This is a genomic window from Pseudolabrys taiwanensis, from assembly GCF_003367395.1.
Classification (GTDB): Bacteria; Pseudomonadota; Alphaproteobacteria; order Rhizobiales; family Xanthobacteraceae; genus Pseudolabrys; species Pseudolabrys taiwanensis.
Map to the genome: position 1 here is coordinate 932,036 of NZ_CP031417.1, position 17,904 is coordinate 949,939.

Here is a 17,904-nt window from a genome sequence, read left to right on the forward strand (position 1 = left end):
ATTGCCCAATCCACGCCGTTCCGGCGCGGATTAAACCTTTGCTTATCACTTTCGCATAACTTTTCTCCCTTGTTGCGTGCGCCGGGTTGTTTCCTCGCCTTTTCGATTGATCTTACGGGGGACCAAATGCTCCGACTGTCGAATATTCGCATCGGTACCAAGCTTGCCGTGATGTCCGGCTTCGCCATCGTGCTGGTGGCCTGCATGCTGGCCACGTTGATTGTCGGAAACAGCTTGGTCCGCGAGGCCGTGGAGAAATCGAACACGGGCGTGGTCAGCACACGCGATCTCGAGGCGATCAAGGCCGCCGAGCGTGGCATGCAGATCGCCGCGCGCGACGTCAGCCTGGCGCCTCACGAGATCGCCTTGCAACAGTCGCTCAAGTTGTTGGATGCCGAGCGGCAAGCGGCTCACGCGCGGATCGATCCGATGGTCGCCCTGTTCGCCGTTCCCGAGCGCCGGGAAGCGATCGCGACCATCAAGAAGCTCATCGATACCTATGCGGTCGAAGTGCAGAAGTTGTCGCGCATCAAGGCGGAAGCGCTCGCGCTGCGTTTGCAGGGTGGCCTCCAGGCAGAGGCCGAAGCCGAGGGCCTGGCGCTGGAGATCGAGCGGATCGGACTGGAAGTCTTGACCCCCACGGTGCGCCAGATCGAGGACGGCACCGGCAAGCTGGTTCAATCGGTGGGAACGGAGTCCGAAAGCGGCCTGGCGGGCGCGCGCGAAACGATGAATTTCGCCGAGCGCATCGGGCTTGCGGTCGGTCTCGGCGCCATTGTCATCCTGATCGGTTCGGCGGTGTTCGGCGCGCTGTCGATCGCCCGGCCCATTCGCGCCTTGCGGCGGCCATTGAACGAGGCCGCCGGCGGCAACTTCAACGTCTCCGTGCCCGGTGTCGGTCGCAGGGACGAAGTGGGCGAGATCGCCGACGCCGTCGTGCGCATGACCGCGCAGGTGAGCAAGACGTTGGCGGATATCAAGGTGTCGGGACAGGAAGTCGCGACGGCATCGGCGGAAATCTCGACCAGCACCACCGATCTGTCGCAGCGCACGGAGGAGCAGGCCGCGAGCCTCGAAGAGACCACGGCGGCGATGGAGGAACTTGCCGCAACGGTGAAGAAGAACGCCGAGAATGCGCAGCAAGCCAGTCGATTTGCCACCGGTACGCGCGATGTCGCCGACCGCGGCAGCCGCGTCGTTGCCGATGCGGTCGAGGCCATGGCCAAGATCGAGGAGTCCTCGCGCAGGATATCGGACATCATCGGCGTCATCGACGAGATCGCCCGTCAGACGAACTTGCTCGCGCTCAACGCAGCCGTCGAAGCCGCGCGAGCCGGCGAAGCCGGTCGCGGCTTCGCCGTGGTCGCAACCGAAGTGCGCGGACTGGCCCAGCGCTCCGCGCAAGCGGCGAAGGACATCAAGGACCTGATCACCAGTTCCGGCAGCCAGGTGAAAGACGGTGTCGATCTCGTCAACAAAGCCGGCGAAGCGCTCAGCGAGATCGTCGGGTCGATCCGGCAAGTCGCCGACATCGTCGCCGAGATCGCCAGTGCCAGCGGCGAACAGGCGACCGGCATTGAAGAGATCAACAAGGCGCTGACGCAGATGGACGACGCCACGCAGCAGAACGCCGCGCTGGTCGAGGAGAACGCCGCGACCGCCAAGGCGCTCGAGCATCAGGCCAAGACGATGGACGAGCAGATCGCGTTCTTCCGCCTCGGTGAGGCCGCGCCTCAGGTCGACGAGACGGGCGAGCCCGCGGCGGAGGCCGTCATCGCCACTCCCGAGGCGGCGGCCGAAAACAGGCGCCGGGCCGCGGCCTGATAGACCGGCTCGCGCGCCCAGACGCCTTCGAGACCGGGGCTGCATGACAGCGTTTGGGCGCGTACCGGCCCGTTTTGAGGCGCTTCGAGGCCCCGGAACGGCCAATCCCGCCTTGCTTCTGCGGAATCCGCCCTATATAAGCCCCGACATCACTCACGCGGACGCATGGCTCTGGCCCCAACAACTGGGCCAATTGGCCGTCCGGTGGCCCCATCCGGGGCTCACAACCGTCCGCGGCGGATCAACCGGAGAAGATTATGGCGCTTCCTGACTTTTCAATGCGTCAGCTTTTGGAGGCTGGCGTGCACTTCGGCCATCAGGCCCACCGCTGGAACCCGAAGATGGATCAGTACATCTTCGGCACCCGCAACAACATTCACATCATCGACCTCGCGCAGACCGTGCCGATGCTGCACCAGGCGCTGCAGGCGGTGTCCGATACCGTCGCCAAGGGCGGCCGTATCCTGTTCGTCGGCACCAAGCGCCAGGCGCAGGACGCGATCGCCGATGCGGCCAAGCGTTGCGCGCAGTACTACGTGAACTCGCGCTGGCTCGGCGGCACGCTGACCAACTGGAAGACCATTTCGGGTTCGATCTCGCGCCTGCGCAAGCTCGACGAGATGCTCTCTTCGGGTGAAGCCGGCGGCTACACCAAGAAAGAGCGCCTGACGATGCAGCGCGAGCGCGACAAGCTCGACCGCGCGCTCGGCGGCATCAAGGACATGGGCGGCGTGCCGGACATGATCTTCGTGATCGACACGAACAAGGAAGACATCGCGATCAAGGAGGCCCAGCGCCTCAACATCCCGGTCGCGGCGATCGTCGATACGAATTGCGATCCGGCCGGCATCACCTATGTCGTCCCGGGCAATGACGACGCGAGCCGCGCCGTCTCGATGTATTGCGAACTGATCGCCAAGGCCGCCATCGACGGCATTGCGCGCAGCCAGGGCGAGCGCGGCGTCGACATCGGCGCGCAGGAAAAGCCGGTTATCTCCGAGCAGATCCCGTCGCAGGACGTTGGCTTCGAGCAGCTGCCGGGTCCGCGCGGCGTCGCCGACGACCTCAAGAAGCTGCCCGGCGTGTCGGGCGCGATCGAGAAGCAGCTCAACGATCTGGGCATCTTCCACTACGACCAGATCGCCGGCCTGAACGACAAGGCCGCGCATTTCGTCGGCGAAGAAGTGGGTCTGCCGGCGCGCGTGCCGGGCTGGATCGCCAAGGCCAAGGAACTGACGGCCGAGTAATCGGGCTGTCGTTTCAGCTCTGTAATTTCGAGCGGCGCCGGCAACGGCGCCGCCGTTTACGCATGAAGGAATAGTTCGATGGCAAATATCACCGCCCAGATGGTCAAAGAGCTGCGCGAGTCGACCGGCGCCGGCATGATGGATTGCAAGGCTGCGCTCAACGAGTCCGCCGGCGACATGACGGCGGCGCAGGACTGGCTGCGCAAGAAGGGCCTGTCGAAAGCCGCCAAGAAGGCCGGCCGCGTCGCGGCCGAGGGCCTCATCGGCGTGAAGGTTGAAGGCGTCAAGGGCGTCGCGGTCGAGGTGAACTCCGAGACCGACTTCGTTGCCCGCAACGACCTGTTCCAGGGCCTCGTGAAGATGATCGCGGATGTCGCGCTCACCGCCGGCACCGATGTCGAAGTCATCAAGGCGACCAAGGTCGGCAGCATCACCGTTGCCGACGCGATCTCCGACACCGTCGCCAAGATCGGTGAGAACATGACCTTGCGCCGCGCCGCTCTGCTCGAAGTGAAGCAGGGCGCCGTCGGCCAGTACGTGCATTCCTCGGTGACCGACGGCCTCGGCAAGATCGGTGTGTTGGTCGGCCTCGAGTCGTCGGGCAACAAGGACGAACTCGTCGCGCTCGGCCGTATGATTGCGATGCACATTGCCGCCGCCAATCCGCAGGCGCTCGACGCGTCGGGTCTCGATCCGGAAGTCGTCAAGCGCGAGAAGGATGTGCTTGCCGACAAGTTCCGTCAGCAGGGCAAGCCCGAGAACGTGATCGAAAAGATCGTCGAGTCGGGCCTGAAGACCTTCTACAAGGAAGTCTGCCTGCTCGAGCAGGTCTACGTGCACGACACGGGCAAGAGCGTCGCGCAGGCGGTGAAGGATGCCGAAGGCAAGGTAGGCGGTCCGATCAAGGTCACCGGTTTCGTGCGCTATGCGCTCGGTGAGGGCATCGAGAAGCAGGAAAACGACTTCGCTGCTGAAGTCGCGGCTGCTGCGGGGCAGGGCTGATCGTACGGCGCCGCCACGGCATCGGCGGAAGAAGGAAGGATCGCAACCAGCATGAGTGATCCGATCTACCGACGCGTCATCGTCAAGCTTTCGGGCGAGGCGCTCACCGGTTCCGGCGATTTCGGTATCGAACAGGCCACGGTCGAGCGGCTCGCCGCCGACCTCGTCGCGACCGCCAGGCTCGGCGTCGAACTCGGCGTCGTCGTCGGCGGCGGCAACATCTTCCGCGGTGTCGAGGTGTCCGAGCGCGGCGTGCCGCGCCCAGTCGGCGACACCATGGGCATGCTGGCCACGGTGATGAACTGCTTGGTGCTCGAGGCGGCGATCGAGCGTGCCGGCTGCGAGGCGCGCACGTTGTCGGCGCTGGCCATGCCGGCTGTCTGCGAGATGTACAACCGCAAGCGGGCGATGAAGAACCTCGGCAAAGGCCGGGTCGTTCTGCTCGCCGCCGGTACCGGCAACCCGTTCTTCACGACCGACACCACGGCCGTGCTGCGCGGGGCGGAGCTGGAAGCCCAGGCCGTGCTGAAGGCGACCAATGTCGACGGCGTCTACACCGCCGACCCCAAGAAAGACCCCAATGCCAAGCGTTACGAGCGCCTGAGCCACCAGGAGGCGCTCGCGAAGGACTTACGGGTTATGGATGGCGCCGCCTTCGCGCTTGCCCGGGAAAACCGGATGCCTATCATCGTGTTCTCGATCGACGAGAAAGGCGCCATCGAATCCGTTCTGCGCGGCAAGGGCCGCGCGACCGTCGTCGGCTAGGCGCCGGCGGACTTAAAAACGCCCGGCCATCGGTTCAGATGGCGGCGCTGAATTCGAGGGATCGCCATGGCGACTGCTAACTACGACATCAACGACATCAAGCGCCGCATGCAGGGCGCGAGCGCTTCGCTCAAGACCGAATTGTCCGGTCTGCGCACCGGCCGCGCGTCGTCCCACCTGCTCGATCCGGTGATGGTCGACGCTTACGGCTCTCAGATGCCGCTGGTCCAATGCGCGAGCGTCACGGTACCGGAGCCGCGCCTGATCGCGGTCAGCGTCTGGGACAAGTCCCTGGTGAAGGCCGTCGAGAAGGCGATCGTCGATTCCAATCTCGGCCTGTCGCCGGCGACCGAGGGCCAGACCATTCGCCTACGTATCCCGGAGTTGAACGAGGAGCGCCGCAAGGAGCTCGTCAAGATCGCGCATAAATACGCCGAGACCGCCCGCGTCGCCGTGCGTCATGTGCGTCGCGACGCGATGGACCTGATCAAGAAGCTCGAGAAGGACCACGCGATCAGCAAGGACGATCACGAGCGCTATTCGGGCGAGATCCAGAAAGCGACCGATGCCGGTATCGTCGAGATCGATCAGCTGCTCGCTGCGAAGGAAAAGGAGATCCTCACGGTCTGAGGTCGCTTGATGTCCGAGGCCGACAAACCGCAAGCCGCTTCTGCGGCATTCGCTGCGCCCCGTCATGTCGCCATCATCATGGACGGCAATGGCCGCTGGGCGGCGGCGCGCGGGTTGCCGCGCGTCGAAGGCCACAGACGCGGTGTCGAGGCGTTGCGCCGGACGATCCGCGCGGCGGGCGAGATCGGCATTCAGATCATCACCATTTTTTCGTTCAGCGCGGAAAACTGGTCGCGCCCGGCCTCCGAGGTCGGCGAGTTGATGGGCCTGCTGCGCCGCTTCATCCGCAACGACCTCGCCGAACTGCACAAGAGCAATGTGCGTGTGCGCATCATCGGCGAGCGCGAAGGGCTCGAGCCCGACATTGATCGTCTGCTGACGGAAGCCGAAGAATTGACGCGCAACAACACCGGGCTCGTCCTGGTTGTCGCGTTCAATTACGGCGCACGCCAGGAGATCACGCGCGCCGCGCGCCGCATGGCCGAGCAAGTAGCCGCTGGCCGCATGAAGCCGACGGAAGTGACGATGGAGGCGCTCAGCGCATTCCTCGATGCGCCCGATCTGCCCGATCCCGATCTCATCATCCGCACGAGCGGCGAGCAACGTTTGTCGAACTTCCTGCTGTGGCAATCGGCTTACAGTGAACTCGTGTTCGTGCCGACCAACTGGCCCGATTTCGATCGCGCCACGCTCGAGTCGGCGATCGGCGAATTCCGTCAGCGTGAACGGCGTTTTGGCGGCCTTGTCGCCAAGACCGGATCCTGAGCCGGTGTCTGGTCCCGTGTCCGACACGGCCCCCCGCGTCGCAGCGAGCAATCTTGTATTGCGCATTGCGTCCGCTGTGGTGCTGGCCCCGGTGGCCGTCGCCGCGGCTTATTTCGGCGGTTGGCTGTTCGCTCTGTTCTGGGGCTTGGCGGCCGTCGCGATCCTGTGGGAATGGACGACTCTCGTTGCCGGTGCAGGTCATCGCGGGATGTTCGTCAGCGCGGCAGCCGCGCTCGCGATCGCGACCTTCGTTGCCTGGCTGCACCGGCCGATCGCCGCGCTCCTGCTCGTGGGATTGGGCGCTTTCGCCGCAGCGATTTTTGCACCGCGGTTGCGTCGCGGTTGGGTCATCGCCGGGGTTGGCTATGCCGGGATGATGCTTCTCGCCCCGGTGTTGCTGCGCGACGATGAGGAGTATGGTCTGTTCGCGATCGTGCTGTTGTTCGCGGTCGTTTGGAGCACGGACATCTTCGCTTATTTCGCCGGCCGCACGTTTGGCGGACCGAAATTGTGTCCGGCTATCAGTCCGAAGAAGACTTGGTCGGGCGCTATTGCCGGTACGCTCGGGGCGGTGCTGATCGCCTTCGGCGTTGCGCGTTATTTCGGTTCGCCCGACTGGATCGCGATCGGTCTTCTCGCGTTGGTGCTTTCCATGGTGTCGCAAGTCGGCGACCTTTTGGAATCCTCGGTCAAGCGTCACTTCGGCGCCAAGGATGCGAGCCATCTCATCCCCGGCCATGGCGGCGTGATGGATCGGCTCGATAGTTTCTGGGCAGCGGCGGTCGTCGCTTGTTTGATCGGTCTTGCGCGCGGCGGCTTCGATCACGCCGCGCATGGTCTGTTGGAATGGTCGCGATGAGTAAGGTTATGAGCGCGCTTGGACGTTTGCCCGCGCGGCCGCTGAGCGCGGATGCCGAGCGCAGCATTACTGTTCTCGGTGCGACCGGCTCGATCGGCTCGAGCACGCTCGACTTGATCAAGCGCGAGCCCGGCCGCTATCGCGTGCAGGCGATCACGGCCGGCCGCAATGCCGGCCAGCTCGCGCAGATCGCGCGCGCGGTCGGCGCCCGCGTTGCCGTCGTCGCCGATGCCGACGCGTATCGCGATCTCAAGGATGCCTTGTCCGGCTCCGGCATCGAAGCCGCCGCCGGCGCCGATGCGCTGGTCGAAGCGGCCGAGCAGCCGGCCGATTGGGTGATGGCCGCGATCGCCGGCGCGGTTGGCTTGCGGCCGACCTTGGCGGCGATCGAGCGCGGCGCCACCGTCGCGCTCGCCAACAAGGAATGCATGGTGTGCGCCGGCGCGTTGTTCATGCGCCGCGCGGCGACCTCGGGCGCGACCGTGCTGCCGGTCGATTCCGAACACAACGCCATCTTCCAGGCGCTCACCGCCGGTCCCCGCGAAGGCGTGCGCCGTGTCATCCTCACCGCCTCGGGCGGGCCGTTCCGCACATGGAGCCTCGAGGCGATCCGCGCCGCGACGCCGCAGCAGGCGCTCAAGCATCCCAACTGGTCGATGGGTCAGAAGGTCACCATCGATTCCGCGAGCCTGATGAACAAGGGTCTCGAACTAATCGAGGCGCATCATCTGTTCACGCTGCCGCCAAGCGAGATCGACGTGCTCGTGCATCCGCAGTCGGTCATTCACAGCATGGTCGAATACACCGACGGCTCGGTGGTGGCGCAGCTCGGCGCGCCCGATATGCGCATCCCGATCGCGCACTGCCTGGCCTGGCCGCATCGGCTGGATTGGCCGGCGCCGCGTCTGGATCTCGCCAAGGTGCGCGAACTGACCTTCGAAGAACCGGATCTCGTCCGCTTTCCGGCGCTCGGGCTGGCGCGGTGGGCGATGGAGCGGGGCGGGGCGGCGCCGACCGTCCTCAACGCCGCCGACGAGGTGGCGGTGGCCGAGTTCATCGCCGGCCGGATTGCGTTCCTGGATATTCCGGCCCTGGTCGAGGCGACCTTGGGCGCGGCGGAAAAGCGGGGATTGCTGGCGGAACCCACCACCGTCGAAATGGCCCTCGCCATTGACCATGATGCAAGGTCGTTGGCCCGCGACCTCTTGCCCGAATTTGCCGTAAAGGCATCCTAGTAAAAGTTGCGTATTGTGGGGGCCGCGGCTCCCGGGATGAATTGGACGATCACATGGACATCATGGCAAGCCTTTCTGCGTTTGGCGGCGGCCTCATCGGCTACTTGGTGCCGTTTCTGTTCGTCCTGACGATTGTCGTCTTCTTTCATGAGCTTGGGCACTTCCTGGTGGCGCGGTGGCGGGGTGTGAAGGTGATTGCCTTCTCGATCGGCTTCGGCCCCGAGGTGGCGGGCTTCAACGACCGTCACGGCACCCGCTGGAAGCTCTCCGCCATTCCGCTTGGCGGCTATGTGAAATTCCTCGGCGACGACAACGCCGCGAGTGTGCCCGACCATGACGCTGCGGCGACCATGTCGGACGACGAAAAAAAGGTCTCGTTCATCCATAAACCGGTCGGTTCGCGCGCGGCCGTGGTCGCCGCGGGCCCGATCGCCAACTTCATTCTCGCGATTCTGATTTTCGCGGGCATCTTCATGACGGCCGGCAAGCAGATCACCAGCGCGCGGGTCGATCAGGTCCAGCCCAACAGTGCCGCCGCCGCCGCGGGCTTCCAGCCCGGCGACCTCGTGGTGGCCATCGGCAAGGAGAAGATCGACAGCTTCTCCGACATGCAGCGCATCGTCAGCATCAGTGCCGGCGAACCCCTGGAGGTCCAGGTCGAGCGTGGCGGTACCCAGGTAACGCTCAAGGCGACGCCCGAGCTGCGTGAAATCAAGGACAACTTCGGCAATGTGCACCGCGTGGGTGTGCTCGGCATCAGCCGGTCGATGGCGCCGGGCGATGTGAAAACGCAAACTTACAGCCCGGTCGGGGCAGTGATCGCCGGTGCCCAGGAGACCTGGTTCGTCGTCGACCGGACCTTGTCCTACATCGGCGGTATTTTCGCCGGCCGGGAAGCGGCCGATCAGCTGGGCGGTCCGATCCGCATCGCGCAGGTGTCCGGGCAGGTCGCGACCGCGGGTTTCGTGGCGCTGTTACACCTCACGGCCGTGCTGTCGGTGTCGATCGGCCTTCTTAACCTTTTCCCGATTCCGCTTCTCGATGGCGGTCATCTTTTGTTCTACGCGATCGAGGCCGCCCGCGGCCGGCCGTTGTCCGAGCGTGCGCAGGAGGTCGGGTTCCGGATTGGGCTCGCGATCGTTGTGATGCTGATGATTTTTGCAACCTTTAATGACATCCTGCACCTGGCCACCTCGTGACCGTTGCCCTAAGGCAACTTTTTGAGGGGAAAGGGAAACTCGACCTGGCAGTTTCATTTGCCATGCGGGCAAAACGCTGTACAAAGCATCGAATACCAGCCCGAGGTCTTCGATTCCGTGAGCTTGGGGGCGGTCGCAAGGATCATAAGGGCGCGTTACGCATGAGACTTTGTGTGCGGTTGGTTCGGGGACTGACCCTCAGCTGTTTGGTCCTCTGCGGTATCCTTATTGGTGCCGGGGCCATTAACGTCGCGGCGTCGGGCGTCGCGTTTGCGCAGACTGCCAGCTCCATTGCCGTTCAAGGTAACCGCCGTGTCGAAGCCGACACTGTGCGCTCCTATTTCCGTCCCGGCCCCGGCGGCCGTCTCGGTCCGGTCGAGATCGACGAAGGCCTGAAGTCGCTGTATGCGACCGGTCTGTTCGCCGACGTCCACGTCAATCATGCCGGCGGCCGTCTGGTCGTCACCGTGATCGAGAACCCGGTGATCAACCGCGTCGCCTTCGAGGGCAACAAGAAGGCCAAGGACGAGCAGCTCCGAATCGAGGTGCAGTCGAAGGCGCGTGGCACGTTGTCGAAGCCGACCGTTCAGGCCGACGTGCAGCGCATCATCGAAATCTATCACCGCAGCGGCCGCTTCGACGTGCAGGTCACGCCGAAGATCATCGAGCTGCCGAACAATCGCGTCGACCTCGTCTTCGAAATCAAGGAAGGCGATAAGACCGGCGTGAAGGAAATCAACTTCGTCGGCAACAAGGCGTTCTCGCGCAGCCGGCTGAAGGACGTCATCAAGACGACCGAGAGCAACTGGCTCAGCTTCCTGCAGACGACCGACATTTACGACCCGGATCGCGTCGAAGCCGATCGCGACCTGTTGCGCCGCTTCTATCTGAAGTACGGCTACGCCGACGTGCGTATCGTCTCGGCTGTCGGCGAGTACGATCCGGCCAAGAAGGGCTTCATCGTCACCTTCACGATCGACGAAGGTCCGCAGTACAAGGTCGGCACCGTCGACGTCGTGTCCAATGTGCAGGCGATCAATCCTGCGCAGCTGCGCGGTCGGCTGAAGATCTCCGCGGGCAGCGTCTACAACGCCGACCTCGTCGAGAAGAGCGTCGAGGCGATGACCATCGAGGCGGCCAAGCAGGGCTTTGCCTTCGCCAACGTGCGGCCGCGTGGCGATCGCAACGCCACCAATCACACCATCAATCTCTCCTTCCTGGTGGAGGAGGGCGCGCGCGCCTACATCGAGCGCATCAACATCCGCGGCAATACGCGCACCCGCGACTATGTCATCCGCCGCGAGTTCGATCTCGGCGAGGGCGATGCCTATAACCGCGCGCTCATCGATCGCGCCGAGCGCCGCCTGAAGAACCTCAACTTCTTCAAGACCGTCCGCATTACCAACGAGCCGGGTTCCGCGCCCGACCGCGTCGTGGTCAACGTCGATGTCGAAGAAATGCCCACGGGCGAGTTCTCGGTGTCCGGCGGCTATTCGACCGCGGACGGCTTCATCGGCGAGGTCAGCGTTGCCGACCGCAACCTGATGGGCCGCGGCCAGCTCGCCAAGGCAACCGTGACCTACGGCGAGCGTACGCGCGGCTTTGACCTGTCGTTCGTCGAGCCCTATCTGCTCGGCTATCGTATGGCCGGCGGCATCGATCTCTATGCGCGTCAGAACCTCGCCTCGAGCTACGTGTCCTACGACAGCCAGACGATCGGTACGAACCTGCGTCTCGGCTTTGCGCTGACCGAAGAGATCGCGTTCCAGCCCCGCTACTCGATCTACCAGCAGAAGATCACGCTGCCGAACGAGTATAACGACTGTTCGCCGACTACGGTGCCGGGTAACCCGCAGTACACGGGCCCTAACTGTTACTCCAACGGCGAGGCTTCGCTTCCGGTCCGCATGGAGCTGGCGAACGGTCCGGTCACGACGTCGCTTGTCGGCTACACGCTGTCCTACAACACCGTCGACAATCTGAAGTCGCCGACCAGCGGTCTCTATGCCGAACTGCGGCAGGACTTCGCCGGCGTCGGTGGCGATGTGAACTTCATCCGTTCGCAGGTCGAAGCGCGCAACTACTACGAAGTCCTTCCGGACGTCGTCGGCGTGCTCAAATTGCAGGGCGGTCACATTGCCGGCTGGGGCGGCAAAGACCTGCGCATGCTCGACCACTTCAAGATGGGTCCGAACCTGGTGCGCGGCTTTGCGCCGGCCGGTATCGGTCCGCGTGACCTCAATCCGAACACGACGCAAGACGCGCTCGGTGGTTCGCTCTACTGGGGTGCGAGTGTGGAGGCGCAGACGCCGCTGTACTTCCTGCCGAAGGAGATCGGCATCAAGCTCGCGGCCTTCGTCGACGCCGGTTCGGTTTGGGATTACAAGGGCCCGACCTACTGGGCGCAGACCGGCGAAACCGTGCAGCTCGCGGACTCCAATGCGGTGCGTTCGTCGGCGGGTATCGGCTTCCTGTGGGATTCGCCGCTCGGACCGCTGCGCTTCGACCTTGCCTATCCTCTGAGCAAGGAAAGCTACGACCGCACGCAGGTCTTCCGCTTCAGCGGCGGCGGCAAGTTCTGATGATGACGGCCGCGCTGGGCGGTGCGGCACTGGCAGGATGAGCGAGCCGGTATTCCTAAGACATGCCAGCGGTCTCAGCATTGATGAGATCGCCGGCCTTGCCGGCGCGACGGCTCCCGCCGCCGCGCCGCATGCGCGTTTGATCTCGGGCATCGGTCCGCTCGATCGCGCGTCGCCGTCCGACCTGACCTTCTTCGACAACCGCAACTTCATCGACGCTGCGCGGTCGACCCATGCCGGCGCCTGCCTAACCTCGGCCGCCCTGGCGAAGGAGTTGCCCGCGCATGTGGCTGCGCTCGTCGTGCGCGAGCCGTATCGGGCTTTCGTCACCGTCGCGCGCGCGATGTTTCCGCATGCGCTGCGGCCGTCCTCGCTGACAGCGGCGGGTGGCGTCGAAGGGGCGCATGTCGACAAGTCGGCGCGCCTGGAAGACGGCGTCACCATCGAGCCGGGCGCCGTGATCGGGCCGGAGGTCGAGATCGGCAGCGGCACCTTGATCGGCGCCAACGCGGTGATCGGCGCCGGCGTGCGCATCGGCCGCGACTGTGCGATCGGCGCAGGGGCAACGCTTAGCCACACGCTGGTCGGCGACCGCGTGATCGTGCACCCCGGCTGCAACATCGGTCAGGACGGCTTCGGCTACGCGATGGGCGCCAAGCACATCAAGATTCCGCAAGTCGGTCGCGTGATCATTCAGGACGACGTCGAGATCGGCGCCGGGACCACCATCGACCGCGGTGCCATCCGTGACACCGTGATCGGCGAGGGCACCAAGATCGACAACCTGGTGCAGGTGGGTCACAATGTCAGCATTGGACGTCATTGCATCCTGGTGGCGCAGACCGGCATTGCCGGCTCCTCGACGCTGGAAGATTACGTCGTCCTGGGGGCGCGTGTCGGGCTGAACAACAACGTCACGGTCGGCGAGGGTGCGCAGATCGCGGCGGTCAGCGTGGTTCATGGCGATGTGCCGGCCGGCGCGCGCTGGGGCGGCACGCCGGCCAAACCCGTTAAGATCTGGTTCCGCGAGATTATGCTGCTCGAGCAGATGGCGCGGCGCAAGAGTCCCGCCGAAACGTCAGCGGAAGAATAAAGCGAGCTTTGAGATGGACGAAAAGGTCACGCGGCTGGAAGCGGCCGACATCGCGGCGGTGCTCAAATATCTGCCGCACCGTTATCCGTTTTTGATGATCGACCGCGTCACCGACATTCGCGGCGACGAGTTCGGTATCGGCATCAAGAACGTTACCGTCAACGAGCCGCAGTTCATGGGGCATTTCCCCGGCAATCCGGTGTTTCCGGGCGTGCTGATGATCGAGGGCATGGCGCAGACGGCCGGTGTGATGTGCATCGCGATGACGATGTCGTCGAAGCCGAAGAACGTGTTCTTCATGACGATCGACAAAGCCAAGTTTCGCAAGCCGGTGCTGCCGGGCGACACCATCGAGTATCGCATGACCCGTATCGCTCACCGCCGCACGATGTGGTGGTATCGCGGCGAGGCCATGGTGCGCGGCACGATGGTCGCCGAGGCCGAAGTCGGCGCCATGATCTCCGACGCATGAGCACATCCGTGATCGATCCCTCGGCGCGGGTTGAAGCCGGCGCGGTGATCGGCGAAGGCGTCACCATCGGCCCCTTCTGCACCATCGGTCCGAACGCGAAGATCGGCGACGGCTGCCGTCTCGTCAGCCACGTTAACGTCACGGGCCACACGAGCATTGGCGCGCGCACGGTTATCTATCCGTTCGCGTCGCTCGGCACGCCGCCGCAGTCGCTCGGCTATAAGGGTGAGCCGACGCGGCTCGAGATCGGCGCCGATAACGACATCCGCGAGCACGTGACGATGAACACCGGCACGGTCGCGGATCGTGGCGTCACCATCGTCGGCAATAGCTGCTTCTTCATGGTCGGCAGTCACGTCGCGCATGATTGCGTCGTCGGCAACAAGGTGATCTTCGCCAACAATGTGCTGCTCGGCGGCCACTCGCAGATCGGCGATAATGTCGTGTTCGGCGGCGGCGTCGCGGTGCGCCAGTTCGTGCGGATCGGTGAGGGCGCGATGATCGTCGGTCTGTCGGGGGTGCGCGCCGACGTCATTCCCTTCGGCATGGCGCATGGGCCGCTCGCGAATCTCGTCGGCCTGAATGTCGTCGGCATGCGTCGGCGTGGTTTGAGCAAGAGCGATGTGCACCGCGTGCGCGAAGCCTATCAGGCCTTGTTCTTCGGCGAGGGCGAATTCCGCGTGCGGCTCGACAAGGTCGAGGCGTCCTATGCGAGCGACGATCTCGTCAAGCGCATCATCGCCTTTATTCGCGCGGGCAAGCGTCCGCTGACCATGGCTGTACATCGTAACGAGGCCGGCGAGGACACATGACCGTCACCGCCGCCGCGCCCGGCGAAGGCCCGCTCGCCATGATTTGCGGCGGCGGCAGCCTGCCGCTGGCGGTGGCCGATGCGGTCGCGGCGCGTGGTCGGCGCGTTGTGCTGTTTCCGTTGCGGGGGGCGGCCGAGGGCACGCCGGTCGAGCGCCACAGCCATCATTGGATTTATGTCGGTCAGATCGGCAAGTTCCTGCGGCTCGCACGCGCCGAAGGGTGCCGTGAGGTGGTGTTCATCGGCGCCTTGGTGCGGCCGTCGATCTGGCAGGTGCACCCCGATCTCGTCGGCTTGAGCTTCCTGCCGAAGGTATTGAGAGCGTTCCGCGGCGGCGACAATCACCTCCTCTCCGGCATGGGCAAGCTGCTGGAAGGCGAGGGGCTGCGGCTGCGCGGCGCGCATGAAGTCGCGCCGCAGATATTGGTGCCGGACGGCGTGCTCGGCCGCGTGCAGATGACCGAGCGCGACCGCGCCGACATTGCCTTGGGTCTCGATTACCTGCACGCCGCAGGGCCGTTCGATGTAGGCCAAGCGGTGATCGTCGCCGGCCGGCACATACTCGCGGTCGAAGCGGCTGAAGGCACAGACGGCATGCTGGCGCGAATGGCCGAGATGCGTGCCAATGGCCGCGTGCGCGCACCGCGCGGCGCCGGTGTGCTGGTGAAGGCGCCGAAGCCGCATCAGGATCGGCGGTTCGATTTGCCGTCGGTCGGACCGACGACTGTCGAAGGGGCGGCGAGGGCCGGCCTCGCCGGTATCGCTGTTATCGCCGGTGAGACGGTCATCGCCGAGCCGGCGGCGATGACGGTTGCCGCCGACAAGGCGGGGCTCTTCGTCGTCGGCGTGCGCGGTCCGGCGTCATGACCGCGCCGGAGAAGGTGCCGCATATCTATCTCGTTGCGGGCGAGGAGTCGGGCGACCGGCTCGGCGCGGCGCTCATCGGGGCGCTCAAGCGCGCGACCGGCGGCAAGGTGCGCTTTTCCGGCATCGGCGGCACGCACATGGCGGCGGAAGGCGTGCCGAGCCTGTTTCCGCTCGGCGATCTGGCGATCATCGGCTTTGCGGCGATCGTCGCCAGCCTGCCGAAGATCCTCGCGCGCATCCGCGAAGCGGCCGACGCCGTGATCGCCGCCAAGCCGGACCTGCTGGTGATCATCGACAGCCCGGAGTTCACCCACCGCGTCGCCAGGCGCGTGCGGGCCAAGGCGCCCCATATCCCGATCGTCGACTATGTGTGCCCGTCGGTATGGGCCTGGCGTCCCGGCCGCGCCCGCGCCATGCGCGCCTATGTCGACCGGGTGCTGGCGTTGCTGCCGTTCGAGCCGGCCACCATGCAGCGCCTGGGCGGACCGAAGACGGTGTTCGTCGGCCATCCGCTGAGCGAGCGCGCCTCTCGCCTGCGTCCAAGCGCCGAGGAGGCCGAGCGGCGCCAGAGCGAGCCGCCGCTGATCCTCGCCATGCCCGGCAGCCGCTCAGGTGAGGTGCGGCGTATGGCGCCGGTGTTCGGTCAGGCTTTGGGTCTCCTGGCGAAGCGGCACGGGCCGCTGGAGATCGTCGTGCCGGCTGTGCCCCGTCTCGTCGAGACCGTGCGGGCCGCGGTGGCCGCTTGGCCGGTGTCGGCGCGGCTTGTCGTCGACCCGGCCGACAAGGATGCCGCCTTCCGCGGCGCACGGGCGGCCCTGACCAAGTCGGGAACCTCGACTCTGGAGCTGGCCGTGTCCGGCATCCCGATGGTCGCCGCCTACCAGGTGCCGCTGGTCGAGGAGGTGGCGGCCCGCCTGCTGATCAAGGTCGAGAGCGTCGTCCTGTCCAATCTGGTGGTCGGCGAGAACGTTGTCCCGGAGCTCCTGCAGCGGGCCTGCACCCCCGAGAGCCTTGCCGGCGCGCTTTTGCCGCTGCTGGCGGACACGCCGGAGCGGCGGCGTCAGGTCGAAGGCTTCGCGCGCCTTGACGCGATCATGGAGATCGGCAGGGCCGCCCCCAGCGAGCGGGCGGCCACGGAGGTCCTTGCCTGTCTGGGCGCCTTAACCACGGAAAACGTGATCGAATAGCTTATTTCCGAAACACAGCGTAACTTGCCCCACCTCTCCGTGAGGCGTATGTCCACGAGGTTCCGTAGACCGTCGGGATTTCACCCTTTGACCCTGCCCCTGCCGCGCGCGACCATCACTGCCGTCCACGGCTACGTGCCGCCGGATGTGCTCACCAATGCCGACCTCGCGCGCCTGGTGGATACGACCGATACCTGGATCACCGAACGCACCGGTATCAAAGAGCGGCACATTCAAAGAGGTGAGGGGCTCGGCACGTCGCATATGGGCGCCGAAGCCGTGCGCGGCCTGCTGGCCAAGACCGGCACGAAGCCCGAAGAAGTCGACCTGTTGATCTGCGCGACCACCACGCCGGACATGCAGTTCCCGTCGACGGCCAACCTGATCTGCGACATGGTCGGCATCAAGAACGTCGGCTCGTTCGACGTGCAGGCGGCGTGCTCGGGCTTCCTCTACTCGCTGACCATCGCCAACCAGTTCATTGCCGCCGGCACCGCGCGCAAGGTCATCGTCGTCGGCGCGGACAAGATGTCGTCGATCATCGATTACACCGACCGCGCCACCTGCGTGCTCTTCGGCGATGGTGCCGGCGCCGTGCTGATCGAGGCGCAGAACAACGGCTACGGCATCATGGATGCGCTGATCCGTTCCGACGGGTCGGGCATGATCCATCTGCATCAGAAGGCCGGCGGCTCGCGCATGCCCGCCACTGCCGAGACGGTGTCCAAGCGTCTGCACTACGTGCATCAGGAAGGTGCCGCGGTGTACAAGTTCGCCATCGCCAAGATGGCCGAAGTCGCCGGCGAGATCATGAGCCGCAATAATCTGCGCGGCGAGATGATCGACTGGCTAGTGCCGCACCAGGCCAACAAGCGCATCATCGAATCCACGGCCGAGCGCATGGGCATGCCGATGGAACGCGTGATGGTGACCATCAACAAATACGGCAACACCACGAACGCGACGATCCCGTTGTCGCTGTGGGACTATGAGCCGCAGCTCAAAGCCGGCAACCGCATGGTGCTGGCGGCGTTCGGCGGCGGGTTCACCTGGGCGGGCGTCTATCTGACCTGGGCCTATGATGGCGCGAAGGCAGCCAAGCTCAACGGCAACGCGCCCCAGCGCCTGTCCTGATCGCCGCGCCCAGCAGCGCGCGACCCCCCTCAACTAAAGTCGGCGCAACTTGGTTTCCAATTCTTGAACGCGTTGACACCCGGTCCGAGCGCCGGGGGCAGCCCATGCGTCCGCATCCTAAAAATAGCAATCGTTCTTGATCGCCGAAGCAGTGAAAAATTTCCTGCTGCCCTTCGGCGCATGTCATCAGGCCTCAACGCTGTTGCCGCATATTCGCGAAAACCCGTTCCGG

16 protein-coding genes are annotated in these 17,904 nt (G+C 65.1%); all 16 read left to right on the plus strand.

All coding sequences use genetic code 11. From position 1 onward, the window contains the following. The first annotated feature begins 126 nt into the window (after positions 1-126). The 16 genes from DW352_RS04450 to DW352_RS04525 all read left to right on the plus strand — a co-directional run bounded on the left by DW352_RS04450 (position 127) and on the right by DW352_RS04525 (position 17,672). Positions 127-1,824 carry a methyl-accepting chemotaxis protein gene (locus tag DW352_RS04450; RefSeq protein WP_115688893.1) on the plus strand — a complete coding sequence of 566 codons (1,698 nt, stop codon included), beginning with the start codon at positions 127-129 and terminating at the stop codon, positions 1,822-1,824. A gap of 257 nt (positions 1,825-2,081) precedes the next feature. Further along, a complete protein-coding gene (locus DW352_RS04455) occupies positions 2,082-3,071 on the plus strand; it encodes a 30S ribosomal protein S2 (RefSeq protein WP_115688895.1) in 990 nt (329 codons plus the stop codon). Positions 3,072-3,149: 78 nt separating this feature from the next. Continuing rightward, positions 3,150-4,073, plus strand: a complete 924-nt coding sequence (tsf, locus tag DW352_RS04460; protein WP_115688897.1) for a translation elongation factor Ts — start codon at positions 3,150-3,152, stop codon at positions 4,071-4,073. A 51-nt stretch (positions 4,074-4,124) separates the two neighbouring features. Continuing rightward, positions 4,125-4,838: a UMP kinase gene (pyrH, locus tag DW352_RS04465; RefSeq protein WP_115688899.1), complete on the plus strand. Its 714-nt coding sequence runs from the start codon at positions 4,125-4,127 to the stop codon at positions 4,836-4,838. A 66-nt stretch (positions 4,839-4,904) separates the two neighbouring features. After that, positions 4,905-5,468 (plus strand): ribosome recycling factor, encoded by a 564-nt coding sequence (gene frr / locus DW352_RS04470; protein WP_115688901.1) that lies wholly within the window; start codon positions 4,905-4,907, stop codon positions 5,466-5,468. A 9-nt stretch (positions 5,469-5,477) separates the two neighbouring features. After that, on the plus strand, positions 5,478-6,233 hold the full coding sequence (locus tag DW352_RS04475; protein WP_115688903.1) for an isoprenyl transferase: 756 nt from the start codon (positions 5,478-5,480) through the stop codon (positions 6,231-6,233). A 16-nt stretch (positions 6,234-6,249) separates the two neighbouring features. Continuing rightward, entirely contained in the window at positions 6,250-7,092 is an 843-nt protein-coding gene (locus DW352_RS04480) for a phosphatidate cytidylyltransferase (protein ID WP_245434320.1), read from the plus strand. Between the two features lie 8 nt (positions 7,093-7,100). Continuing rightward, positions 7,101-8,327: a 1-deoxy-D-xylulose-5-phosphate reductoisomerase gene (dxr, locus tag DW352_RS04485; RefSeq protein ID WP_115688907.1), complete on the plus strand. Its 1,227-nt coding sequence runs from the start codon at positions 7,101-7,103 to the stop codon at positions 8,325-8,327. A 53-nt stretch (positions 8,328-8,380) separates the two neighbouring features. After that, on the plus strand, positions 8,381-9,526 hold the full coding sequence (rseP, locus tag DW352_RS04490) for an RIP metalloprotease RseP (protein WP_115688909.1): 1,146 nt from the start codon (positions 8,381-8,383) through the stop codon (positions 9,524-9,526). Between the two features lie 161 nt (positions 9,527-9,687). Next, the gene (bamA, locus tag DW352_RS04495) at positions 9,688-12,108 is read left to right on the plus strand and encodes an outer membrane protein assembly factor BamA (RefSeq protein ID WP_115688911.1); all 2,421 of its coding nucleotides are present in this window, start codon (positions 9,688-9,690) and stop codon (positions 12,106-12,108) included. A gap of 37 nt (positions 12,109-12,145) precedes the next feature. Continuing rightward, positions 12,146-13,201, plus strand: coding sequence for a UDP-3-O-(3-hydroxymyristoyl)glucosamine N-acyltransferase (gene lpxD, locus DW352_RS04500; protein WP_115688913.1), 1,056 nt, complete (start codon positions 12,146-12,148; stop codon positions 13,199-13,201). Between the two features lie 13 nt (positions 13,202-13,214). Further along, complete coding sequence (gene fabZ / locus DW352_RS04505; protein WP_115688915.1) at positions 13,215-13,673, plus strand: 3-hydroxyacyl-ACP dehydratase FabZ; 459 nt, start codon at positions 13,215-13,217, stop codon at positions 13,671-13,673. Next, positions 13,670-14,485: an acyl-ACP--UDP-N-acetylglucosamine O-acyltransferase gene (lpxA, locus tag DW352_RS04510; protein ID WP_115688917.1), complete on the plus strand. Its 816-nt coding sequence runs from the start codon at positions 13,670-13,672 to the stop codon at positions 14,483-14,485. The genes fabZ and lpxA overlap by 4 nt, the downstream gene beginning before the upstream one ends. After that, complete coding sequence (locus DW352_RS04515) at positions 14,482-15,351, plus strand: LpxI family protein (RefSeq protein ID WP_115688919.1); 870 nt, start codon at positions 14,482-14,484, stop codon at positions 15,349-15,351. The genes lpxA and DW352_RS04515 overlap by 4 nt, the downstream gene beginning before the upstream one ends. After that, complete coding sequence (gene lpxB, locus DW352_RS04520) at positions 15,348-16,538, plus strand: lipid-A-disaccharide synthase (protein WP_115688921.1); 1,191 nt, start codon at positions 15,348-15,350, stop codon at positions 16,536-16,538. The genes DW352_RS04515 and lpxB overlap by 4 nt, the downstream gene beginning before the upstream one ends. Before the next feature lie 87 nt (positions 16,539-16,625). Next, complete coding sequence (locus tag DW352_RS04525) at positions 16,626-17,672, plus strand: beta-ketoacyl-ACP synthase III (RefSeq protein ID WP_245434321.1); 1,047 nt, start codon at positions 16,626-16,628, stop codon at positions 17,670-17,672. Positions 17,673-17,904: the final 232 nt, after the last annotated feature.